The sequence below is a fragment of the Sinomonas mesophila genome (assembly GCF_001999765.1).
Taxonomy (GTDB): Bacteria; Actinomycetota; Actinomycetes; order Actinomycetales; family Micrococcaceae; genus Sinomonas; species Sinomonas mesophila.
Map to the genome: position 1 here is coordinate 13030 of NZ_KV908332.1, position 22788 is coordinate 35817.

18 protein-coding genes are annotated in these 22788 nt (G+C 72.9%); 3 read left to right on the forward strand and 15 right to left on the reverse strand.

Annotated features, from left to right (window positions below):
• From gatA to BV907_RS10705, 3 genes are all read right to left on the reverse strand, one after another.
• Window positions 1–1560: an Asp-tRNA(Asn)/Glu-tRNA(Gln) amidotransferase subunit GatA gene (gatA, locus tag BV907_RS10695; RefSeq protein WP_077489721.1), complete on the reverse strand. Its 1560-nt coding sequence runs from the start codon at window positions 1558–1560 to the stop codon at window positions 1–3.
• Between the two features lie 3 nt (window positions 1561–1563).
• The gene (gene gatC, locus BV907_RS10700; RefSeq protein WP_077489722.1) at window positions 1564–1860 is read right to left on the reverse strand and encodes an Asp-tRNA(Asn)/Glu-tRNA(Gln) amidotransferase subunit GatC; all 297 of its coding nucleotides are present in this window, start codon (window positions 1858–1860) and stop codon (window positions 1564–1566) included.
• A 95-nt stretch (window positions 1861–1955) separates the two neighbouring features.
• Window positions 1956–2345, reverse strand: a complete 390-nt coding sequence (locus tag BV907_RS10705; protein ID WP_077489723.1) for a hypothetical protein — start codon at window positions 2343–2345, stop codon at window positions 1956–1958.
• A 145-nt stretch (window positions 2346–2490) separates the two neighbouring features.
• Between BV907_RS10705 and BV907_RS10710 the strand changes: the two genes are divergently transcribed.
• Complete coding sequence (locus BV907_RS10710) at window positions 2491–3735, forward strand: Fic family protein (RefSeq protein ID WP_175637437.1); 1245 nt, start codon at window positions 2491–2493, stop codon at window positions 3733–3735.
• Window positions 3736–3745: 10 nt separating this feature from the next.
• On the opposite strand, the gene BV907_RS10715 is transcribed toward BV907_RS10710, so the two are convergent.
• A complete protein-coding gene (locus BV907_RS10715; RefSeq protein ID WP_077489725.1) occupies window positions 3746–5182 on the reverse strand; it encodes a CitMHS family transporter in 1437 nt (478 codons plus the stop codon).
• A gap of 154 nt (window positions 5183–5336) precedes the next feature.
• Here BV907_RS10715 and BV907_RS10720 point away from each other — a divergent pair, with 154 nt between their 5' ends.
• Together BV907_RS10720 and BV907_RS10725 are read left to right on the forward strand one after the other, a co-directional pair.
• Window positions 5337–7196 carry a sensor histidine kinase gene (locus BV907_RS10720; RefSeq protein ID WP_175637438.1) on the forward strand — a complete coding sequence of 620 codons (1860 nt, stop codon included), beginning with the start codon at window positions 5337–5339 and terminating at the stop codon, window positions 7194–7196.
• Window positions 7193–7870, forward strand: a complete 678-nt coding sequence (locus BV907_RS10725; protein WP_077489726.1) for a response regulator — start codon at window positions 7193–7195, stop codon at window positions 7868–7870. The genes BV907_RS10720 and BV907_RS10725 overlap by 4 nt, the downstream gene beginning before the upstream one ends.
• A gap of 60 nt (window positions 7871–7930) precedes the next feature.
• On the opposite strand, the gene BV907_RS10730 is transcribed toward BV907_RS10725, so the two are convergent.
• The 11 genes from BV907_RS10730 to BV907_RS10780 all read right to left on the reverse strand — a co-directional run.
• Entirely contained in the window at window positions 7931–8320 is a 390-nt protein-coding gene (locus BV907_RS10730) for a RidA family protein (protein ID WP_077489727.1), read from the reverse strand.
• Between the two features lie 87 nt (window positions 8321–8407).
• Window positions 8408–8938: a GNAT family N-acetyltransferase gene (locus BV907_RS10735; RefSeq protein WP_245827916.1), complete on the reverse strand. Its 531-nt coding sequence runs from the start codon at window positions 8936–8938 to the stop codon at window positions 8408–8410.
• Between the two features lie 5 nt (window positions 8939–8943).
• Window positions 8944–9795: an inositol monophosphatase family protein gene (locus tag BV907_RS10740; protein WP_077489778.1), complete on the reverse strand. Its 852-nt coding sequence runs from the start codon at window positions 9793–9795 to the stop codon at window positions 8944–8946.
• A gap of 5 nt (window positions 9796–9800) precedes the next feature.
• Window positions 9801–12104, reverse strand: a complete 2304-nt coding sequence (gene ligA / locus BV907_RS10745) for an NAD-dependent DNA ligase LigA (RefSeq protein WP_425441626.1) — start codon at window positions 12102–12104, stop codon at window positions 9801–9803.
• 278 nt (window positions 12105–12382) lie between these two features.
• Window positions 12383–12667, reverse strand: coding sequence for a WXG100 family type VII secretion target (locus BV907_RS10750; protein WP_077488880.1), 285 nt, complete (start codon window positions 12665–12667; stop codon window positions 12383–12385).
• Window positions 12668–12785: 118 nt separating this feature from the next.
• Complete coding sequence (locus BV907_RS10755; protein WP_077489729.1) at window positions 12786–17270, reverse strand: type VII secretion EssC family protein; 4485 nt, start codon at window positions 17268–17270, stop codon at window positions 12786–12788.
• Window positions 17270–18058 carry a hypothetical protein gene (locus BV907_RS10760; RefSeq protein WP_245827917.1) on the reverse strand — a complete coding sequence of 263 codons (789 nt, stop codon included), beginning with the start codon at window positions 18056–18058 and terminating at the stop codon, window positions 17270–17272. The genes BV907_RS10755 and BV907_RS10760 overlap by 1 nt, the downstream gene beginning before the upstream one ends.
• Before the next feature lie 49 nt (window positions 18059–18107).
• The gene (locus tag BV907_RS10765; protein WP_077489730.1) at window positions 18108–19793 is read right to left on the reverse strand and encodes a serine/threonine-protein kinase; all 1686 of its coding nucleotides are present in this window, start codon (window positions 19791–19793) and stop codon (window positions 18108–18110) included.
• Window positions 19790–21457, reverse strand: a complete 1668-nt coding sequence (locus tag BV907_RS10770) for a double zinc ribbon and FHA domain-containing protein (RefSeq protein WP_077489731.1) — start codon at window positions 21455–21457, stop codon at window positions 19790–19792. Before BV907_RS10770 ends, BV907_RS10765 begins: the two co-directional genes overlap by 4 nt.
• Window positions 21444–22385, reverse strand: coding sequence for a PP2C family protein-serine/threonine phosphatase (locus tag BV907_RS10775; RefSeq protein ID WP_077489732.1), 942 nt, complete (start codon window positions 22383–22385; stop codon window positions 21444–21446). The genes BV907_RS10770 and BV907_RS10775 overlap by 14 nt, the downstream gene beginning before the upstream one ends.
• Window positions 22382–22788: FHA domain-containing protein (locus tag BV907_RS10780; RefSeq protein ID WP_217697916.1), on the reverse strand; the 407-nt coding region annotated here is incomplete at its 5' end. The genes BV907_RS10780 and BV907_RS10775, both read right to left, overlap by 4 nt.

Sequence of the window (22788 nt, forward strand, 5' to 3'; positions counted from 1 at the left end):
CTACTTCACTCCTTCGGTCGTCGCGGCCGTCGCAGCCGTCAGGGACGGCGCCTTCGCGAGCAGCGGGCCGCCCCACTGCGCCTCGAGCAGCGACTCGAGCGCCGCGCCGACGCGGTAGAGGCGGGCGTCCTGGCGGGCCGGGGCCAGGAGCTGGATGCCCACGGGCAGGCCGTCCTCGTCCGCGAGGCCGCCCGGGAGGGACAGGCCCGGGACGCCGGCCAGGTTCGCGGGGATGGTCGCGACGTCGTTGAGGTACATCGCGAGCGGGTCGTCGAGCTTCTCGCCGAGCCGGAACGCCGTCGTGGGCGCTGTCGGGGAGATGAGCACGTCCGCCTTCGCGAACGCGGCCTCGAAGTCGCGCTGGACGAGCGTGCGGACCTTCTGCGCCGAGCCGTAGTAGGCGTCGTAGTAGCCGGCCGAGAGGGCGTAGGTGCCGAGGATGATGCGGCGCTTGGCCTCGTCGCCGAACCCGGCGGCGCGGGTCGCGCCCATGACGCGCTCGATCGTCATCGGGCCGTCCTTGGGCAGGACGCGCAGGCCGTACCGGACGCCGTCGAACTTCGCGAGGTTGCTCGAGACCTCCGAGGGCATGATGAGGTAGTAGGCCCCGAGGGCGTACTGGAAGTTCGGGCAGGAGACCTCGACGACCGTGGCCCCGGCGCCCTTGAGCAGCTCGAGCGCCTCGTGGAAGCGGGCCTCGACGCCGGCCTGGTAGCCCTCGCCGCCGAGCTCCTTGACGACGCCGATGCGCAGCCCCGCGACGGACCCCTCCTTCGCCGCGGCGACCAGCGTGTCGAACGGGTCCGTGAGCGAGGTCGAGTCGAACGGGTCGTACCCGCCCACAAGCTCCTGCAGCAGCGCCGAGTCGAGCACCGTGCGGGAGACGGGGCCGATCTGGTCCAGGCTCGAGGCCATGGCGATCGCGCCGTAGCGGGACACCGCGCCGTAGGTGGGCTTGACGCCGACCGTGCCGGTCACGGCTCCGGGCTGGCGGATCGAGCCGCCCGTGTCGGTGCCCAGCGCGAGCGGTGCCTCGAACGCCGCGACGGCCGCGGCGGAGCCGCCCCCCGAGCCGCCGGGGATGCGGTCGAGGTCCCACGGGTTGCGGGTCGGGCCGAATGCCGAGTGCTCCGTCGAGGAGCCCATCGCGAACTCGTCGAGGTTGGTCTTGCCGAGGATCGGCAGCTTCGCGGCGCGGATCTTCTTGATGACCGTCGCGTCGTAGGGGCTCATCCAGCCCTCGAGGATGCGCGAACCCGCCGTCGTCGGCTGGCCGACCGTGACGATGAGGTCCTTGATCGCGATCGGGACGCCCGCGAGCGGGTGGAGGGCGGCGGCGTCGTCCCCGCCCGCGGCGCGCGCGGCGTCGACCTCGCGGGCGACGGCGAGCGCCTCCTCGGTGTTGACGTGCAGGAAGGCGTGGACGCCGCGCTCCCCGCCGTCGACCTCGGCGATCCGGTCAAGGTGGGCGCGGGTGACCTCCTCGGAGGAGACCTCCTTGGCGGCGAGCTTCTCGGCGAGGGCCGAGGCGCTGGACGTGATGAGTTCGTTGAGGCTCATGGTTTACTCCTCGTCCAGGATGGCCGGGACCCGGAAGCGGTCCTCGTCGGCGTCGGGGGCGCCGGAGAGCGCCTCGGCGGGGGTCAGGACGTGGCCCACCACGTCCTCGCGGAAGACGTTGCTCAGCGGGATCGGGTGGCTCGTCGCCGGGACGTCGGGGCCGGCGGCCTCGCTCACGCTCTTGACGGCGTCGACGATGTGGGCCAGTTCGCCCGCCATCTTGTCGAGTTCCGCCTCGCTCATCTCGATCCGCGCGAGCTGCGCGAGGTGCGCAACGTCGTCGCGAGTGATCTCAGCCATGGATCTCCCTGTGAAGGTGGTGAAGAAGGTTCGCCGTCCAGTCTAGTCGCGGCCCGCGCACGACGGCGCGCTGCCGCGGCTCCCCGGGGAGCCCGTCAGCCGCGGGCGAGCCGGGCGAAGCCGGCGTGGAGGTCGTGGACGGTGACCGTCCCGCCGCCGAGGGCCTCGGCCTTCGCCCTCAGGCGCTCCACGAACTCGTCCCCGGGGCGGCCGAACAGGTCGATGGACCGGAACCGGATGAGCGGCGCGATGGGCGGGAACTTGGGGCCGGCAACCTGCAGGTGGTACTCGAGCGACTCCACGTCCCGATGGATGTGCACGACGCTCATCGTGGACCCGTCCTCGGAGAAGAAGACGGAATAGCTGACGATCCGCGGCTCGTTCAGCTCGACGAACGCAGCCAGCTCCGCCATGGCGGCCCTCAGCTCCTCGAGCCTGCCGGGCCGGACCTCGGACATGTCCCGGTACACCAAGATGTCGCCCATGCCGTCCAATTGTCCTCCCACCCCGCGTTCGGGACGCGCGGTCAAATCCTTGATTCCGATGACACGGGCCGATCCTTGCAGACACAGGGATGCACGGGAGAGGATGTCAAATGACCAACACCGTCGGTGCAATCCAGGAGCCCACGTGCGGCCCATCGGCTTCCCCAACTTCCCGTTCGATTCGCCACTGACTGGAACCATCGTCGATCTTGAGCGTGTGCGTGGTGACTTGGGCCTTGGCGACACGCATCCTGCCCTCTTCGAGCAACTCCGGTCCATGGCGCAGCTCATGTCCACCATCACCAGCGCGCGTATTGAAGGCAATCGAGCGTCGATCGTCCGCGCCGTTGCTGCTGTGGACGCGTCACGACGCCATCCGGCCACACACCACCCCGATGACGTCCAGGACATCGTGCAATTGGACGCCGCGACCGCGTTCGTGGACCGCACTGTGACCTCTGGGACCCTGCTCACTCACGGCTTCGTCCGGGAACTCCATCGGATGTGTGTCCAGGGGCTCAAGCGCGAGGGAGACAGGACACCGGGGGCGTATCGAACCAGCAACATCACGATTGGCGGATCACGCCATGTCCCGCCCCCACCGAGCAGCATTCACGGGGACCTGAGCGAGCTGCTTGGATTCCTCAACAAGGACGTAGCCCACCACATCCAGCTGCTCAAGATCGCCGTCGCACACCACCGATTTGTCTGGATCCACCCCTTTGCCAACGGCAACGGACGCGTGGGGCGCTTGCTGACCTACGCTGCGATGCGTCGGGAAGGGTACACCGACGACTCAGGGTACCGGTTCCTCAATCCGACCGCGGTCTTCGGCAACGACCTGGCTCTGTACTACGAACGTCTCGGAGACGCCGACTCCCTCGAACCGGACGCAATCGTCCGCTGGTGTGAGTTCATGCTGTCCGGCCTCGTCGCAGAACTCGAACGGATGCGCAGTCTGAGCCACCATGATTTTGCGGTGCGCGGCGTGTTCGTCCCGGCCATCCGGCAAGGTCAACGCGGGGCCTTGTTGGACCAGGCAGACGCACATGCGCTGGCCATGGTTGCTGAGCGGCTCGATGTACGCGCGGCAGACCTTGAGCCGGCGTACCCAGGCAGTCCTGCAGTCCGCAGCCGAAAGATTCGGAGCTTGCTGGACCGTGGCCTGGTTGAAGCGACGACCCCAAGCGGCCGCATCTATCGCCTTCGTCTGGCGCCGAGCGAGCTCACGCCTCTCGTCTTCCGGCAGCTTGACGAGATCGGGTTCCTGCCGCGAATCCTCCGGGATGAGCAGCCTCACGCGGAAATGCCCCCGGTTTCGGAAAATGCCCCGCGCCGAAGCGCGGGGCAGATTCCGAAACCGGGGGCAGGACCCGCAGGAGGCGGCTGACGGTCGGCGGCTACCCGATCGCGATCGCCCCGAGGACGACGCCGACCGCGAGCATGACGAGCGAGATCGCCGCCGTGCGCCACAGGACGAGCTTGTGGTGGTCGCCGAGCTCGACCTTCGCGAGCGAGACGAGCAGGAGGATCGCCGGGACGAGAGGGCTCTGCAGGTGGAACGGCTGGCCCGTGATCGAGGCGCGGGCCATGTCCGCGGCCGGGATGCCGTAGTGCGCGGCCGTCTCGGACAGGATCGGCAGGACGCCGAAGTAGAACGCGTCGTTGCTCATGAAGAACGTCATCGGGATGGACAGGACGCCCGTGATGACGGCCATGAACGGGCCGGCCTCGGCCGGGATGATCGAGACGAGCCAGGCAGACATCTCCTGCACGATGGTCGTGCCGTTGATCTCGCCCGTCAGGACGCCGGTGAGCACGGACGCGGCCATGACCATGGACACGACGGCGACGATGCTCGGCGCGTGGGCCACGAGCTGCGCGGCCTGGTCCTTCACCCGGGGGAAGTTCACGACCAGGGCGATCGCGGCGCCGACCATGAAGACGTACGGCAGCGGCAGGACGTCCGCCACGAGCAGGGTCATGATGCTGACGGTGAGTGCGAGGTTGAACCAGAACAGCTTCGGGCGCAGCGTCGTACGGTTCGGATCGAGGGCGGTTCCGGCCATCGCGGCGTCGCGGGCCTCCTCCTCGGCGGCCACGAGCACGGGCGACTCGAGCAGCGCGAGCCCGCCGCCCGGCGTCGTGTGCCTGCTGCCCCGCGGGGAGCCGAGGCCGGAGCCGGCGCCGTTCGCGTCCGGGCCCCACAGCTCGGGGTTCTCGACGGCGAGGCGGCGGCGCTCGCGCAGGCCGAGGCGCCAGGCGAAGAGCATGACGAGCGCGAGACCGGCCAGGAGCGAGGGGATCATCGGGATGAAGACGTCGTTGACGTCGATCTTGAGCGCGGTCGCGGCGCGGGCGGTCGGGCCGCCCCACGGGAGGATGTTCATCGTGCCGTTCGCGAGGCCGGCGACGCAGGTCAGGACGACGGGGCTCAGGCCCAGGCGCAGGTAGATCGGCAGCATCGCCGCGGTCGTGAGGATGAAGGTCGTGGAGCCGTCGCCGTCGAGCGAGACGGCCGCGGCGAGGATCGCCGTGCCCAGGACGACTTTGGCCGGGTCGTTGCCGAGCTTGCGCAGGATGAACTTCACGAGGGGGTCGAAGAGGCCGACGTCGATCATGAGGCCGAAGTAGATGATGGCGAACATCAGCAGCGCCGCCGTGGACGTCATGGACTTCATGGACGTCAGGACCATGTCGCCGATCCCGAGCCCCGCACCGGCGAACAGGCCGAAGATGGTCGGGACGATGATCAGCGCAAGCACCGGGGTGAGCTTCTTGGTCATGATGAGCACCATGAAGACGGCGATCATCGCGAAGCCGAGCAGTACCAGCATCGCTGGCTCCTCTCTTGTGAACCGCACCACCTCGGTGTGATGCGCACAACGAAGGTAGCCCCGCGACATGGGTCACACGGGGTTTGCCGGGATTGGCTCAACTTGTGCTCATTCGACGGGTTCTGCGCATTGTGCTCGCGCTTAGCATGGGCAGATGAGCACGACGGCGTCGCATCCCCGGTGGGCACCCCGCGGCCTCACGGAGCTGAGGTTCTCGACCCGCACGCTCCTCCTGCAGCTCGGCGCGGTGGCCCTCGCCGTCGTCCTCGCCGCGGCCGCGCACCTGTGGCTCGCCTATGAGCGGCTGTGGACCGAGGCCGAGCAGAACGCGCTGACCCTCGCCCGGGCCGTCGCGGCCGACCCCGAGCTGCGGCGCGAGACCGCGGTGATCGCCGCGGAGGCCGGGACTCCCCCGCCCGCCCAGCTCGCCGCGGGCCCCGTCATGGCCGCCGCCGAGTCGGCGCGGGCGCGCACGGGTGCGCTGTTCGTCGTCGTGACCGACGAGGAGGGCCTGCGGCTCGCGCACCCCGACCCGGCGCGGCTCGGCGAGCGCGTGAGCACCTCCCCCGCCGTCGCCCTGGCCGGCGGCGAGGAGACGACCCGCAACACCGGCACGCTGGGCCCGTCCGTGGGCGCGAAGGTCCCCGTCACCGCGCCGGCCGGCTCGGCGCAGGGCGAGGGCACCGTGGTGGGCGAGGTGAGCGTGGGCTTTGCCCGCTCGAGCATCGCAGAGGGCCTGGGCCCGGACGCGCTCGCGACCGCCGGGACCGCCGCGCTCGCCCTCGCCGGCGGCGTCGCGGCGTCCCTCGCGCTGCGCCGTCGCCTCGCCCGGCTCACCCTCGGCCTGGAGCCGGAGGAGATCGGCACGCTCGTCCAGGACCAGGAAGCAGTGCTGCGCGGGATCGACGAGGGCGTGATCGGGATCGGGCGCGACGGCCGGGTCACCGTGGCGAACGACGCCGCGCGGCGGCTCCTCGGCCCCGGAAGCGGGGACGCCGTGGCCGCCGGGGCGGAGTGGGCCGCGGCCCCCGTCCCCGAGGGGCTGCGCGCGCTCACGGCGCCGGTCCCCGGCAACGGCGGGACGGGCACCGACGGCGCGCCCGGACGGCAGCTCGTGGCCGGCGAGCGCGTGCTCGTCGCGAGCGCCCGCCGCGTGGTGCACGGCGACGAGGAGCTCGGCTGGGTCGTCATGCTGCGCGACCGCACCGAGCTGCAGGGCCTCACCCGCCAGCTCGACGCCGTCGGCGCCCTCACGGAGGCGCTGCGCGCCCAGCGGCACGAGTTCTCGAACCAATTGCACACCGTCGCCGGGCTGCTCGACCTCGGCGAGGCGGAGCAGGCGCGCGCCCACCTTGGCCGGCTCGGCGCGATGGGGCCGCTGAGCTTCCCGCTCGAGCAGGCCGAGCTGCTCGGCGACCCGAGCCTGCAGGCGTTCCTCGGGGCCAAGGGCATCGAGGCCTCCGAGCGGGGGGTGACCCTGCGGCTCGGCGACGAGACCCTCGTGCGCGGGCCCGTGGCCGCGGCGCAGGACGTGACCACGGTCCTGGGCAACCTCGTGGACAACGCGGTGCGCGCCGCCGTAGCCGGCTCGCCGGACGCCTCCGGCGAGCGCTGGGTCGAGGTCGAGCTCCTCGACGACGGCCCGGTGCTGCACGCCGTCGTCGCCGATTCGGGCGACGGGATCGGGGACACTCCGCCGGAGAGGCTCTTCGAGCCGGGGTTCACGACGGCGGCCCCCGCGGCGGGTGGGGACGCCCCGGGCGGGGCAGAGCAGCAAGCCGGGGGTCCCACCGCGGCGGAGCCGGCGTCCGGGCACGGCCTCGGCCTGCACCTGTCCCGGCAGCTCGCGCGGAGGCACGGCGGGGACGTGTGGGTCATCTCCCCCGGCACCACCGGTGGGCCCGGGGCGGTGTTCGGGGCGAAGATCGTGGGCCTGACGCCCGAGGAGAAGGCGGCACGGGACGCGCGGCTCAGGCGCGGACCGGGGCCTGGCGGACGAGGAGGGGACCGATGACCGACCTGCGCGTGCTGATTGTGGACGACGACTTCCACGTGGCGCGCCTGCACGCCGCGTGGGTCGATGCCGTGGCCGGGTTCGCCGCGCTCACGCCCGTGGGCACGGCGGCACTGGCCCTGCAGTCCGTCCATGCGCTGCGCCCCGACCTCGTGCTCCTGGACACCTACCTGCCGGACGCCACCGGACTCGAGCTCCTGCGGAGCCTCGACACGGACACGCTCATGCTCACGGCCGCCGCGGACCCCGAGTCCGTGCGCACGGCCCTGCGGCGCGGGGCCCTCGGCTACCTCATCAAGCCCTTCGGTGCCGAGGACCTGGCCACGACCCTGCGCGGCTACTCCCGGTACCGGCGGCTCCTCGCCGGCCCAGCCGCGCTCGACCAGGCCGGCGTGGACCGCGCCCGGCGGGCCCTGCTCGGCGGTGACGCGGCGTCGCAGGGACCCGGCCGCGCGCGCTCGGCGACGGAGCAGGCCGTCCTCGAGGCCCTCGCACAGCATCCGGGCGGCGGCAGCGTCCTGCTCTCGGCGGCGGAGGTGGCCAGCGTCGTCGGCGTCTCCCGGGCCACGGCGCAGCGGTACCTCGCGGCGCTCGCCGAGGACGGCGCCGTCGAGATCCAGCTGCGCTACGGCTCGACCGGGCGGCCGGAGCACCGCTACGGCCTGCCCGGCTGAGCCTGCCGGCTGCTGCAGGCTGCGGCCGGCCGCTGCCGGCCGCTGCCGGCCGCGGGTTGGCTAGACCGACTCGGCGCTCTTGTGCGCGACGAGCTCGATCTCGACGAGCATCGCCGGGTCGAGGAACGGCTTGACGTGCACGAGCGACAGCGCGGGGCGGATATCCCCGAACACGGCGCCGTGGGCGCGGCCAGCCTCCTCCCACTGGGCGATGTCGGTCAGGTAGAGCTTGGACTGCACGACGTCGGCGAGCGCGAAGCCGGCGTCCTCGAGGACCCCGCCGAGCTTGGTCAGGATGTACTGCGTCTGGGTGAAGACGTCGTCGCCCACGATCCCCTCCGGCCCGGACGCCGCCGTCGCGGAGATGTACAGCGTGTTGTCCACCCGCACGGCCCGCGAGTAGCCGAGGGTCTGCTCCCAGGGGGAGCCGCTGCTGAACGTTGTGCGCATGGCCTGCCTTTCGTCACGCGCGCCTCCGTCGGGCGCGCCCACCCTACTGTGCGTCACGGGCGGGCCGGACGGCGAACTCGGCGCGGTTCACAGCCGCTTGAGGTACACGGGCAGCCACACGTCGGTGCCGGGGATGGGCCAGTCGCGCTCGGGCGCGCGCTCGTACCCGAGGCGGCGGTACAGCGCGTGCGCCGCGTCCCAGTCCGGGCCCGTGGTGAGCACGACGGCGGTCGCGCCCTGCCGCGCGGCCCGCGCCTCGACGTCGTGCACGAGGGCGGTGGCCGCGCCGGTGCGTTGCGCACCCGGGTCGACGACGAGGAGCCGGAACTCGACCTCGCCCTCCCGTGCCACCTGGTCGAAGCCGTCGCCGTGGGCCATGACCGTGACCGAGCCGACGATCCGCCCGCCCCGCTCGGCGACCACGACGGTCCCGCGCGCCGCGCGATAGGCCACGTCCGCGATCTGGAGCATGTAGGGGTGCTCGGCCGAGGAGAAGTAGCCCGCGCCGAGGTACGCCTCGACCGAGATGCGCGAGATCTCGGGGTAGTCGGCGGGGGTCGCGGGGCGGATGGTCAGGGGTGCCGGCTCCGCGCCGCCCCGCTCTGCCACCGTCGGCACCCCGCTCAGGTCACGGGGAAGCGGCCGGAGAACTCGATGCCGCCCGCGCACGTCCACGCGGCGAAGCGCTCCGCGTCGCTCGGGCCGCCGTCGAGGGGGCTCGTGAGCGTCGGGCGCCGGACCCAACAGCCGGCCTCCTCGGCGATGAGCGCGCCGGCGGAGAAGTCGTGCTCGTTCAGGCCCCGCTCGCCGTACGCGTCGTGGGTGCCGTCGGCGACGAGGCACAGGTCCAGCGCGGCGGAGCCGAGGCGGCGGATGTCGCCGAAGCCGTCCATGAGTCCCGGGAGGAAGGCCGCCTGCTCTGCGCGGATCGACGGTTCGTAGCTGAAGCCCGTCGCGAGCAGCGCCGAGCCCGCCCCGTCCCTGCCCGGGACGGGCCCCTCGAGCCGGCGCGGCTCGCGGCCGGCGTCGCTGCGCCACGCCCCGCCCCCGCGCACGGCCCAGTACTCCCGCCGGAGCGCCGGGGCGTTGACCACGCCCGCGAGCCAGTGCCCGTCCGCGTCCGCGACGGCGACGCTCGTCGCGTAGTACACGATGTCGCGGATGAAGTTGGTCGTGCCATCGAGCGGGTCGATCGACCAGCGGAACCCGCTCGGGCGCGCGACGCGCGTCGTGCCCTGCTCCTCTCCCGTGACGATGTCGTCCGGACGCTCCGCGGCCAGGACCTCGCGGACGGCCTTCTCGGCGGCAACGTCGAAGGCCGTGACCCAGTCGCTGCCCGAGCTCTTCGTCGCCTGGTCCGCGGCGTCGACGTGGAGCATCCCGTCCGAGCGCGAGGCCAGGACGGCGGCTCCGGCCGCGGCGGCCCTCCTCGCCGTCGCCAGGAGGGCGTCGAGGTCCTGCGCGGTGTGCTGCATGGCGCTCACTCGGCCTCCTCCGCCTCGCCGATCTCGGCGGCGAGCTCCTCGCGGGCGACGGTGCCGGCGTCGTCCGCGGAGGGCTCCCCCTCCCCCGCAGCAGGGGCCGCGCCGCCGACGCCGGCCGGGCCGTGGGCCAGGAGCGCGCGGAAGCCGTCCTCGTCGAGGACGGGGACGCCGAGCTGCTCGGCCTTGTCGAGCTTGGTCCCGGCACTCTCCCCCGCCACGACGTAGTCGGTCTTCTTCGACACCGAGCCGGAGGCCTTGCCGCCATGGACGATGATGGCCTCCTTGGCCTCGTCCCGGCTGAAGCCCTCGAGCGAGCCCGTCACGACGACGGTGAGCCCCTCGAGGGTGCGCGGCGCGGAGGCATGGTGCTCGTCCGCCATCTTCACGCCGGCCGCGGACCAGCGGTCGACGATCTCGCGGTGCCAGTCCTCGGCGAACCACTCGATGAGGGCATCCGCGATGATCGGCCCCACGCCGTCGACGTGCGCGAGCTGCTCCCGGGCGTCGGGCGCGTCGAGGACGGCCCTGAGGGCGGTCATCGAGCCGTACCGGGTCGCGAGAGCGCGCGACGCAGTGGGGCCGACGTGCCGGATCGAGAGGGCCACGAGGACGCGCCACAGCGGCTGCGACTTGGCCTTCTCCAACTCGCGGAACAGCCTCTCGGTGTTCACGGTGGGCTTCGAGGGCGTCTTGGCCGTGGGCTTGGTCCAGAAGTACGGCACGAGCTCCCACTCGCCCGTGCCCACGCCCTTGGCGCGCTTCTCGCGGCGGATCATGACGTCGCGCAGGGCCTCGGGGGTGAGGTCGAAGATCCCCGCCTCGTTCTCCAGAGGCGGCACCTCGGGCGCGGCCGGCTGCGTGAGTGCGATGGCGGCCTCCCAGCCGAGGGCCTCGATGTCGAAGGCCCCGCGGCCAGCGAGGTGGAAGACGCGTTCGCGCAGCTGCGAGGGGCACGAGCGCGCGTTGGGGCAGCGGATGTCGACGTCGCCCTCCTTCGAGGGCGCGAGCGTCGTGCCGCAGGACGGGCACTCGGTGGGCATGACGAAGTCCCTCACGGGCGGGTCCTGCTGGTCCCGCAGCGCCAGGACCGGTCCGACGATCTCGGGGATGACGTCCCCGGCCTTGCGGAGCACGACGATGTCCCCGATCTTCACGCCCTTGGCCTTGACGACGTCCTGATTGTGCAGGGTGGCCATCTCGACCGTGGACCCGGCGACCTTGACGGGCTCCATGAGGCCGAAGGGGGTCACGCGGCCCGTGCGGCCCACGTTGACGCGGATGTCCTTGAGCTTCGTGTGGACTTCCTCGGGCGGGTACTTGTAGGCGACGGCCCAGCGGGGCACGCGGGACGTGTGGCCGAGGGCGCGCTGGGTCGCGAAGTCGTCGACCTTGACCACGATCCCGTCGATCTCGTGGATGAGGCTGTGCCGCTTCTCGCCGTACGTCGAGATGAACGCGAGCACCTGCTCGTAGGAGTCGAGGACCTCGACGTAGGGGCTCGTCGGCAGGCCCCACTCCCCGAGGAGCCGGTAGGTCTCGGCCTGGCTCGCCGTTCCGAGCCCCTCACGCGCCCCGATCCCGTGGACGTACATGCTCAGCGGGCGCTTGGCCGTCTCGGCCGGGTCCTTCTGGCGCAGCGAGCCCGCGGCGGCGTTGCGCGGGTTCGCGAGCGGGGCCTTGCCCTCGGCGATGAGCGCGTCGTTGTACTCGTTGAACGCCTTCGTCGGGATGTACACCTCGCCGCGGATCTCGACCTCCGCGGGGTGCCCGTCGCCCGCGAGGCGCTGGGGGACGTCCCTGATGGTCAGGACGTTGTGGGTCACGTCCTCTCCGGTGCGCCCGTCGCCGCGGGTCGCGGCCCGGACGAGCTCGCCGTTGCGGTAGAGCAGGTTGACCGCGAGGCCGTCGATCTTGAGCTCCGTGAGCCACTTGGCCGGGGGAAGCCCGACGGCGGCGACGCTCGCCTCGGCGCGGCGCACCCAGGCCTCGAGCTCCTCGACCGAGAAGACGTCCTCGAGGCTGTACATGCGGGCCACGTGCTGGACCGGGGCGAACGCGGCCGTGGCCTCGCCGCCGACCTCCTGCGTGGGCGAGTCGTGGGAGACGAGCTCCGGGTGGAGCGCCTCGAACTCCTCGAGCCTGCGGAACAGCGCGTCGTACTCCGCGTCCGAGATGACCGGGGCGTCCTCGTTGTAGTACAGGGCGCGGTGGCGCCGGACCTCGTCCGCGAGGGCGTCGTACTCCTCGCGGAGGGACTCGGACGGGACGGCCTCGGACGGGGTCACGGGTTCTGCACTCACAGGCTCTATCTTGCCCTACAGGTTCGGCGGTGCGAGGGGCGCCGGCGCGACGGCCCCTGCTCGGTGCCCGGCAGGCGCTGGACGGCATGACAGGTGCTGCCGCGGGCCTGCTGTGCCGCTTCGGGCCTGTTATGCCGTTCCGGGCCTGTTGCGCCACGGCCTTCCCGTGCCGGGCCCCGCCGCCTGCCGTGCCGCTCAGCGCCTGCCATGCCGGCCGCCCGGAACAGGCCGGAGCCCCGCAGCAGATGCTGCGGGGCTCCTGTCGGGCTCGCGTTCGCTCAGCTGAGGGAGTTGGAGGTCTGCTCCTGGACCCTGGCGTTCGTGTCCATCGTCTTGGCCGCCTCGCGCAGCTCGTCGATGAGCTTGTTCAGGGACTTCAGGCCCTCGGCGTGCCAGTTGCTCCTGAACTGCTCGGCGTCCCGGCCGGACCAGTTCTCCGGGATGTTGTTGCTGATCAGGCCGTTGAGGTTGTTCTTGATGCTCGCGATCTCCTCGGCCTTGGAGTTGAACTGCTTGGCAACGTCGCGCAGCTGCTCGACGTTGGCACCCTGCCTAATGGCCATGGTTCTTCCTTTCGATACGTCCCCGGCGTGTCCAGGAATCCGTCGCCCGGTCCTCCCAGCGGCCCGGACGCCTGCCTACAAGCTATCGGCCCCGCGTCGGAGGCGTCGATGGGGACAACTACCCCTGGCCCCCGAGGTCCTCATACGCCGCCTGCACCTTGTACGCCCGCCCGCGGGCGATGTAGTAGCCGCGGCCCGGAACGTACTTGGGATTGCGGATCCGCCCGAGCGACGTGTTCAGCAGCGAGTCGCCGTCGTGCTCGGCCGGGTTGAGCAGGAGGCCGCGGCGGCCGTTTTTGAACGGCTGCGAGAGGCTCCACGCCGAACTCCACGCGGAGGTCTCGGCCTCGCCGACGACCCACAAGCCCTCCCGGTCCATGGCCGTGATGAGCCCCGTCAGGGGGCTCTCGGCCAGGGACGAGTCGAACTCCGTGATGCCCTCGGCGAAGAGCGCGAACTCGCGCACGCCCACCTCGATCTGGAGCTCCTCCGCGGCCTGCGAGACGGCGTCCTCGCCCGTGTAGCTCGCGTCCCACAGGGGCAGCGAGGCGATCGCCGACGTGCGCGCCCCGACGTACACGCGCCGGACGCCGGGCCGCGCCCGCCGCAGCGCCGCCGCGAGGGCGACGATCGCCGTCGTGCGCCCCGACCCGGGAGGGCCGGTGAGCATGAAAGCGCCCGACGGGTCCGCGAACAGCGGCTCGAGGCTCGTGTCCTCGATGCCGATCGCGACGCGCCCGCTGTCGAGCGGCAGCCGGTCGCCGGCGACGACGTCGGGCAGGCTCCGGATGCCCGGCGCCTCGGGCACGCCCTGGCGGCGCATGGCGGCGGCGAGGCGGCCGATCTCGCGCGCCTGGACGGCGACGTTCGCGTTCCCGCCGAGGATTGCGAGCTGCAGCTCGAGGCCGTCGACGACGCCGCGCCCCGGCGGCGACTGCGGCGTCACGACGTCCTTGGGCTGGTTGAACATCATGTAGTCGTCCTCGCCCGTCATGCGCAGGATGATGCGCTTCTGCACCGAGGAGGCGATCGAGGCCGGGATCGAGTTGGTCCGGTCGCCCGTCATGACGAGGTGGACGCCGACGGCGCGCCCGTCAGAGGCCAGCTGGGTGAGGATGTCGAAGACGTTGCTCTCGGAGGAGTACTCGTAGAGCTCGCGGAAGGCGCCCATGCCGTCGATGAGGACGATGATGCGCGGCTCGTCCGGGGCGTCCGCGAGCCGGCGGTACTCCCCGACCGTCCCGGCGCGGGCCGCGGCGTACCGGTCGGAGCGCTCGTCGACGATCGCGCCGAGGTGCCGCATGAGCCGCCCGACGCGCTCGGCGTCGTCGGCGTCGATCACGGCGCCCACGTGCGGCAGGTCCGCGAGCATGTGCAGGCCCTGGGAGCCCGCATCGATGCCGTAGACCTGCACGGGCCCGCCGCGCACCGTCACGGCCGAGGCGACGGCGATGGTGCGCAGCGCCGCGGACTTGCCCGAGCCGCCCGTTCCGTAGACGGCCATGTTCCCGTCGCGGTCCGGCTCGTAGGAGAACGTGGGCTGGGACTGGCGGGCCGGGTTGTCGACGACGCCGAGCAGGAGCCGCTCGTCGGTGCGCGGGTTCGGGAGCCTCGTGAAGTCGTAGGTCTGCGGGAGCTCCTCGAGCCAGGGCTTGCGCGGCAGGCCGATCTCGAGCCGGTCCGCGGCGGTCGAGATCGTGCGGACCATGCGGGCGATGTCGTTGGGCCCCTCCACCTCCAGCTCGGCCCCGGCGGTGGCGGACGCGGGCTGCTCCCACGCGGCGCCCGAGCCGAAGTCCATCTCCACGATGTCGATCCGCGGCTTGGCCGGCTTGTCCGTGGTCCACCCGGACGCGTACCCGGTCTGGAAGCCCTGGATCCGGCCGGGCCCCGTCTTGGCGGCACCGCGGCCCGGGATGGCCGGGTCGAAGTACGCTGCGGTCTTCTCGCCGAGAATGTCCTCGGAGTCGGCCTCGTCCGCCATGCGCAGGGCGATGCGCAGGTTCGTGTTCGCGCGGAGGTTGTCCTTGATGACGCCGGCGGGCCGCTGGGTCGCGAGGATGAGGTGGAGGCCGAGCGAGCGGCCGCGCGCGGCGACGTCCACGACGCCGTCCACGAATTCGGGCACCTCCGTGGCGAGCGCGGCGAACTCGTCGACGACGATGATGAGGTACGGGGGCGTGTCCGGGTCCGCGGCCCGCTCCATCGCGAGCAGGTCCTTGGCCTTCTTCCGGTTGAAGAGGTGCTCGCGGTAGTGCAGCTCGGCCCGCAGCGAGGTCAGGGCCCGGCGCACGAGGTGCGGGGACAGGTCCGTCACGAGCCCGACGGTGTGGGGCAGGCTCACGCAGTCCGCGAAGGCCGCGCCGCCCTTGTAGTCGACGAACAGGAACGTGACCCGGTCCGGGCTGTACGCCGACGCCATGCCGAGCACCCAGGACTGGAGGAACTCGGACTTGCCCGCGCCGGTGGTCCCGCCGACGAGGGCGTGGGGGCCCTCGTTCTTGAGGTCGAGGAAGAACTGCTCGACGCCCTTGGAGCCCACGAGCGCGCGCAGCGTCCCCTTGGCCTTGGGATTGGCGACGGCGCTCGAGCGCACCGAGTTGGACTGCTGCCAGCGCTCGGCGACGGTGCCGGCGTCGTCCGCGATCTCCTTGCCGGCGAGAGTCACGTAGCTCACGGCGCGCGGGAGGTCCGAATCGTCGTCGACGGGTTTGCCGACGTCCACGATCGGGGTGAGCATGCGCCCGAGCTGGACGGCGAGGGCCTCGTCGACGCTCTCGCAGCTCACCGGGTAGGTGTGCCTGCCGAGGCGCACGTGGCCGCTCGTGGCGCCGTGCTCGCCGTCCGCCACGACGAAGTCGCGGCAGCACTGCGGGAGCTGCTCGACGCTCGCGGCGACCCACACGACGTGGATGCCGACGTCGGGCCCGAGCTCGGCGAGGCGGGTGATCCGGCCGCGGTCGACGGGCGCATCGTCCTCGACGATCACGACGACGGTGGGCACGATCGGCTCGGTCGCGCCGTCGTGCTCCTCCGCGACGGCGCCGCGGCGGCCGGTCGGCCGCGTCATGCCGCCCGAGGTGCGCACCGCGAGGAGGTCCTCGAGGCGCGTGAGCAGGAGCGTCCCGGCGGCCGACCCGGCGGCCAGGTGGTCCCCGGCGAGCGGCGAGTGTGGCGAACCGACGTGTGGGAGCCATTGGAGCCAGTCCCAGCGGGCCTTGGACTCGTGGGAGGCGAGGGCGGCGATGGCGACCTCGGCCGGCGAGTGCAGGCCCGCGACCTGCAGGACCACGCCGCGGGCGATGTCCTCGACGAGGCCGCGCGGTCCCGCAATGCCGAGACCGCCGCACTGGCGCAGGCTCGCCGTGATCGGCACCGCGTCGAGGACCGCGAAGCGCTCGGCGGCCTCGTGGATGCGGCGTGTGAACTCGGGGAGGGTCTGGCCCTCCTTGGGCGTCGTGACCGTGACCCGGCTCGGAGCGGCGCCGAGGCCAAGTCGCACGGTGAGGAACTCGCGGTGCTCCGGGGCATGTGTCCACAGGAGCGGCCCCAGCCGGTAGATCGATTCGACGGTCTCCGCGACCGAGGGGGCCTCCTGGAGCCGCACGGCACGCTCGACCGTCTGCAGCTCGGTGATCTGCCGGCCGAACTCGGCGAGGCGCCCCTCGAACAGGGCGCTCTCCTCGCGCAGTTCCTGCTTCGCGTGGCGCCGGAACTCGAGCCACATGCCGATCGAGAAGAGCGGCATCATGGCCATGAAGATGACCGAGAGCAGGTTCTGCAGGACCACGAGCATCACGGCGCCCATGGCCATCGGCAGGATCACCATGGCGATCGGGAACGGCTGGTTCTTGGGCCGCTGCGGACCCTCGGGGACCTCGCGCTCCTGGGCGGGGAACCGCGGCACGACGCGCGGGGAGCGGTTGAACGGCACGAGCGGCGAGGTCTGGGCCCGGGCTGTTCCATGGCCGAGCCCGCTGCCCAGTCGAACAACGGAGATGGTCGTCTCGCCGATCGTGACCGCGTCCGAGGACGCGAGCACCGCGCGGGAGACGGTGTGCCCGTCCATGACGAGCCCGTTGGAGGAGTTGAGGTCGACGATCTCGATCGTCTCCCCCACGGTGATGCGCGCGTGCCGCTTCGAGGCGAGCGGGTCGGTGAGCGCGACGTCGGCGCCCGCCCCGCGGCCGATGAGGCTCGCCCCTGCCGGGAGCGAGAACTCGGCCCCGGCATCGGGACCGGAGACCACGCGCAGGGTCGCCGCGGCGGGCCCGCGGTCGACCGCCCCCAAGCTGCCCGGCCCGCCTGCGCGCGGGTCGACGCGCGAGACCGAGACGGTCGAGCCCTGCCGGAGTCCGGACTCGAGCAGGTTGCCCGCGGGGTCGAGGACCCTGCCGGTCATGCCCCCGGCGAGGACGGACTCCTCGACGCGCAGGGTGAGGCCATCGAGCGCGGTGGGCGCGGGGTCGGCACCCTCGGTGCGTGCCGGGTCGGCGAGGTAGAGCTCGCGGGCCACGTCGGCCACGGTCGCCAGGCCGTCCACGGTCACGGCGAGGTCCGCTGCCGGCGACGGGTCGCGCCGCAGCGTGAGTCTGATCCGCACTAGTCCCCCTCGGGTCCGGAGAGCAGCTGCGCGTCGAGCAGCGCCAGGTCGTCGGCCGTGACGAGATGGGAGCTCACGGCGTGCTCCACGAGCCGCGCCCGGCGGTTGGTCGCGAGCTTGCCGCCGCCGGCGCGCAGCCCGGCGACGCCCACACGGTCGAGCTTGTCGCACACGTTGTCGAGCTTGCGGTTGAACTTGGTCAGGGCCCAGCCAAGGCGCTTGGCGGCCGCCGCGGAGGTCGGGATGGCGCTCAGGCCCGTCCCGTCGCGGCGCAGCATGGGCTCGGCGAGGGCGACGATGAGGGCCTTCTGCGAGTCTGTGAACGTGATCGGGCCGATCGTCGTCTCGCCGACGTCGCCGGTAGTGTCTGCGCTTTCCATCACCATGCTCTGCCGGAACGCGGGGGTGCGCACGTGCACGGCGAACTCATAGGTCGTGGAGCCCGCGGTGAAGATGACGTTCGTGTGGCCGAACACGAGTGGGATGCGCGCGCCCGGGACGACCCAGGCCTGGAGCCCGCCGCTCAGGTCGGCGACCGTCGCGGAGAGCAGGGATCCCACGTTGCTGAGCCACCAGATCCCGTCGATGCGGGAGATCTCGAGGAAGCGCCGGTGCAGGTACGGGTTGTCGTCGACCTCGAGGTCGCCCTCCCGGCCGATGCTGAACACCTCCGCCGGGTCTGGCCGGTAGAGCTCGCCGCAGAAGTCCACGACGAGATCTCCCGCCCTGCCCCCCGCTGCGTCCGTGGCCGCGCCCGGCGGCGCGTAGCCCGTGCTGTCCGTTGTCATGCCTTGCCCCTCCCGCTTGGCGTGTCCGTCAGTTCTCTCGTGGCCCCCGTCACGCCGGGAAGCACGCGCTCGGCGCCGTCTCGTCCATCGCCCCAGCGGCGCCGTCGCTGCGCCGGACGACGACGCGCACGCACGTCGCGCCCGAGGCCTGCTTCGGCACGAGCACCTCGGTCGCCGTGACGGCCCGGGGCGGCTCCTGCCCCGTGAGCTTGAGGACCGTGACCATGTAGGAGTCCCCCGGCCTGGGCTGCGGGTTGGTCCACGTGAACTTCACGTTCGCCCCGGCGTCGGTGCCCGCGAGGTGCTCCACGGCCGGGACCGTGCCCGAGTCAAGGGCATCGACCGGGGGCGCGCTGTGCGTCGTCTGGTTCGGGGTGGGCCGGTCCGCGAGGCTCGGGGCCACGAGCACCCCCGCGACCACGGCGGCCACGAGGACTGCTCCGGCGGCGATCGAGGCGACGAGCGTCCGACGGCGCCGCGCGCCTGGGTGCCCCTCCTCGGGGTCGCCGTGTTCGCCGTCGTCCTGCCCGTCCCACTGCCCCTGGCCGGCCTGCCCGCGCAGGACGGTCGCGTCGCCGCGCAGGACTGTCGAGTCCGCTGTGTCAGTGGGCGCGTTGCCCTGGCCCCGCACAACGGTCGAGCCGGCGGTGTCGGCGGGTGCGGGGGCGTACGGGGCCCGCAGGGGCGCACTCGTCGAGGCGAGTGCCCCCGTCGTCGCGCCCGCCGCGGCCCCCGGGCGGGTCGGCGCCGGCGGGGCGGGCGCGGGACGCGGTGACCGCGGCGTCCCTTCGGGGTTGATCGAGACGACCCCGCGCACGCGGGTCTCCTCGAAGCCCGCGTCCGGGTCGTCGTCGTCCACGACCTCCTCGAGCACCTCGAACGGCGTCACCGACAGGCTCAGCTCGCTCTGGATCCGCTGGAGCGCGAGGGCGAACGTGTGGGCCGAGGAGTAGCGGCTCTCGGGCGCCTTGGACATCGCGGTCGAGAGCACAAGCTCGAGCGATTCGGGCACGTCGGGGCGGCCGATCGGCGGCACGGGCGCCGAGTGGATGCGCTGGATGAGCGAGCGCTGCGAGTTGTCCCCTCCCGGGAGGACGAACGGCGAGCGTCCGGCGAGGAGCGTGTAGAGCGTCGCGCCGAGCGCCCACACGTCCAGCCGCACGCCGTCGACCGCACCGCTGCGGAAGGACTCGGGCGGGGACCACGGGATCGACATGCCCATGTCGCTGTCCCCGCCGCCCTCGACCGTGCCGGCGATGCCGAAGTCGGCCAGCGCGGGCCGGTTGTAGTCGGTCACGAGGATGTTCGCCGGCTTGATGTCGCGGTGCGCGATCCCGGCCCGGTGCGCCGTCTCGACCGCGGAGGAGACCTGGATCCCGATCGCGAGGACCTCGTCGACGCTCAGGCGCTCGCGCCGGTAGCGGATGTCGAGGCTCGGGCGCGAGCAGTACTCCATGGCCAGGTACGAGTGCCCGTCGTCGGTGATCTCCGCCTGGTAGATCGTGACGATGTACGGGTGGGACGAGAGCTGGGCCATGAGGTTGGCCTCCGTCTCGAACTGGCGGCGCGCGCTCTCGGTGCGCAGGCCCGAGACGAGGACCTTGACGGCGACCTTGCGGCGAGGGCGGTCCTGCTCGTAGAGGAAGACGTCCGAGAAGCCGCCCGAGCCGAGCAGGCCCAGGTAGCGGAAGCCGGGAAGCTCGGGGGGCGGCGCGGGCGGGCGCTTCGAGCTCACGGCACCGCCTCGAAGGTCAGGGTCACGCCGTCCCCGAGGTCCGCGACGTCGCCGTCGAGCACGATCGACATCTCGCCCTGCGCGAGCCTGCGCGGCGACTGGCCGGGCCGCTCGAGCACGGTCCCGTTGGTCGCCTTGAGATCGCGGAGCATGACGTGCCAGCCCTCGAGGCGCACCTCGAGGTGGTTGCGCGAGATGTCGCCGGACGGGCTCGCGACCGTCACGAGGCGCGGCATGCCGCCGCTCGCGACCCGCGAGACGGAGGGCTGGCGCCCGACGACGAGCGGCTCCTCGAGCTCGATGACCTCGCCGCTCGAGAACCGGACCCGGCCCAGGGCGGGGCGCGGGAGCTGCTCGGGCTCGCCCGTGATGGGCTCGCCGCAGGCGGGGCACTGGGCGTAGGACGGCGGGTTGGCGTGGCCGCGCGGGCAGCGGCGGCCCAGCACGAGAGGCCCCTCGCGGCGGTCCGCCGGCGACGGCGGGGCGCCGCGGCGGTCTGCGCCGGCGTCGTCGCCGGCGGGCGGCGGCACGGTCAGGCCGAGGTCTCCCGTGGCGCCGCGGTCCGCGGGCTGGTCCTCAAGGCCGTCGAGGTCGCTGCGCATGACGGTCTCGCCGTCGTGGTCGCCGAAGAGCTCGGACGTGATGGAGCGGTCCTCGGGGCCCCGTTCGGGCGCCTGCGGGCTCTCCCGGTCCCGGCCGGGGCCGGCCGGCTCCGGGGCCGGCCCGGCCCACGGGAGGGAGTCGATGAGGAGGCTCGGCGGCGTCCATGCGAGAGCCGGGGATGCCGGCGGGGCCGCTGCCGGCTGGGCCAGCGGCTCCGTCGTCCGCGGCGGCGGGAGCGGGTCGGTCGTCTGCTCGGGCCCGGGCCCGTCGTGCTCCTCGGCCTCGCTCTCGCGCACGGCCGCGTCCTCGACCGAGCGCACGACCGTGCTGCCCCACAGCTGGTCGTAGGAGGACGTCGTCGTCGTGGGGTGGTCCTCGGCCGGCGCTGCCGCAGGAGCAGCCTCGGCGGGGGGCTCGGCGGCAGGAAGCGGGGCCTCGTCGGCCGGGAGCTGGGTGTCCGTGGGCGGAAGGATCGTCGCGTCGAGGCTGCCCTGCTCTCCAGCGGCCGGCTCCCCCGCAGCGGACTCCCTGGCCGGGGCAGCCGCGGGGGCCTCCGTCTGGGCAGGGGCAGCCGTCGGCGCGGGTGCAGCCGCGGTCGCCGGTTCAGCCGCCGGCATCGGCGCTGCCCCGTTCCCGGAATGCACGCGCACGGACGCGGCACCCACGGCGCCGCCTTCGAGCGGGAGCGAGGGGCCGCCGTCGTCCTCGCCCACGAGCTCGACCGCCGTCCAGCCGTCGACCCCGCGCTCAAGCCACGTGCCGACGTCGGCGCCGCTCACGCGCTCGCGGCCCGCCGGCGTCGTGACCGCCGCGTCCACGGCCCCGCGCACGAGCAGGCGCAGCCGCTCGCGGTGCTCGGCGATGCCGAAGGCGGGGAGCCGGGCGAACCCGAACTCGGCCGTGAGGGCATCGAGGACTCCGTAGAGGTCAGTGCCGTCGCCCAGGAGGGCCCACAGGCGGGGGACGAGGGGGCGGCCGTGCTCGACGGGCAGGAGCACCGCGAGGTGCCCCCGCGCGACGAGCGTCCATCGGGTGCCCGGGCAGTACTCACGCGTCGCCATCGTCGTCCTCCTCCCCCTGTCCGCTGTCCTGGCCGCGCGCGCCGCCGCCGGTCGTGCCGTCACCCTCCGCACCCTTGGCCCCCACCACTGGCACGGGGCCCGTATCGCGGTCGAGTGTGTCCCCATCCGGGCTGAGCCGCGGCGCGGTCTCGGGCAGGCCGAGCGCATCGGCGGCGTCGCGCACGTCGACGACGACGACCGTGACGTTGTCCCGCCCGCCCTTGCGGATCGCGGCGTCCACGAGTGCGTCCACGGCGTCCTGCGGATGCTCGTGCGAGGCGAGGATGCTGTGGATCTCCGTATCGCGCAGCTCGCTCGTGAGCCCGTCTGAGCACACGAGGAGCCGGTCGCCGTCCTCGACGGGCAGGAGCCAGAAGTCCGCCTCGGCGTCCTCGCCGGTGCCGAGGGCGCGGGTGACGACGTGCCGGCGGGGGTGCACGAGCGCCTCCTCGGGCGTGATCTCCCCCGCCTCGATGAGCTCGCGGACCTCGGAGTGGTCCACGCTGATCTGCACGAGGCCGCCGCTGCTGCTGAGCCGGTACGTGCGCGAGTCGCCGACATTGGCCACGAGCCAGTAGGGCACCGAGGAGATCTCGATGAGCACGGCCCCGGACAGTGTCGTCCCTGCCCGCGCGCCCGTGGCCTGGCGGATGCGCCAGTCGGCCCGCTCGATGACCTGCTGGATCTGCCGAGCCGTGGCCCGGTGCGTGCCGTGCGCCAGGACGGGGGCCTCGCGCAGGGTCTGGATGCACAGCTGGCTCGCGACCTCGCCGGCCTCGTGCCCGCCCATCCCGTCGGCGACCATGAAGACCGGGTCCTGGGCGAGGAACGCGTCCTCGTTGAGCTCGCGCCGCAGGCCCCGGTCGGTGCCGAAGCCGACCGTGAGGGTCAGGCGCGGCTCGAGGTCGGCGAAGTGGGTGTCTGTCACGCGCGGCCCCTGCCGATCGAGAAGAAGTGGTCTCCGAAGTGCACGACGTCCCCGGCGTCGACCTCGACGGGCTCGCCGGCCGGCGCGGGAGAGGCGGCGCCGTCGGCCCGGACGACACGCGTGCCGTTGGTGGACTTGCGGTCCTGGACCCAGACGCGCCCGTGCTCGCTCCAGACGGCGAGGTGCGTCTTGGACACGCTCTTGCCCGGGTCCTCGACGGCGAGCAGCTGCTGGACGGTCTCGTCCTCGTACGCGGCCGGGTTGCGGCCCACGAGCACGGGGCCGCGCAGCGCGATGCTGCGCCCGTCGCTGAAGCTCAGCACGACGTCCCCAGCCGCCCCGGGCGGGGCGGCGCGGCCGCCGGCGAGGTGGGTCGAGCCGAGGTCATCGTCAGGGTGGGCGG

What these genes read in the sequence shown, in the direction of transcription:
- BV907_RS10730 (WP_077489727.1), bottom strand. Translation starts at nt 8,320, where the DNA reads ATGCGCACAACGTTCAGCAGCGGCTCCCCCTGGGAGCAGACCCTCGGC.
- BV907_RS10760 (WP_245827917.1), bottom strand. Translation starts at nt 18,058, where the DNA reads ATGACAACGGACAGCACGGGCTACGCGCCGCCGGGCGCGGCCACGGAC.
- gatC (WP_077489722.1), bottom strand. Translation starts at nt 1,860, where the DNA reads ATGGCTGAGATCACTCGCGACGACGTTGCGCACCTCGCGCAGCTCGCG.
- BV907_RS10770 (WP_077489731.1), bottom strand. Translation starts at nt 21,457, where the DNA reads ATGGCGACGCGTGAGTACTGCCCGGGCACCCGATGGACGCTCGTCGCG.
- gatA (WP_077489721.1), bottom strand. Translation starts at nt 1,560, where the DNA reads ATGAGCCTCAACGAACTCATCACGTCCAGCGCCTCGGCCCTCGCCGAG.
- BV907_RS10705 (WP_077489723.1), bottom strand. Translation starts at nt 2,345, where the DNA reads ATGGGCGACATCTTGGTGTACCGGGACATGTCCGAGGTCCGGCCCGGC.
- BV907_RS10725 (WP_077489726.1), top strand. Translation starts at nt 7,193, where the DNA reads ATGACCGACCTGCGCGTGCTGATTGTGGACGACGACTTCCACGTGGCG.
- BV907_RS10715 (WP_077489725.1), bottom strand. Translation starts at nt 5,182, where the DNA reads ATGCTGGTACTGCTCGGCTTCGCGATGATCGCCGTCTTCATGGTGCTC.
- BV907_RS10740 (WP_077489778.1), bottom strand. Translation starts at nt 9,795, where the DNA reads ATGCAGCACACCGCGCAGGACCTCGACGCCCTCCTGGCGACGGCGAGG.
- BV907_RS10750 (WP_077488880.1), bottom strand. Translation starts at nt 12,667, where the DNA reads ATGGCCATTAGGCAGGGTGCCAACGTCGAGCAGCTGCGCGACGTTGCC.
- BV907_RS10720 (WP_175637438.1), top strand. Translation starts at nt 5,337, where the DNA reads ATGAGCACGACGGCGTCGCATCCCCGGTGGGCACCCCGCGGCCTCACG.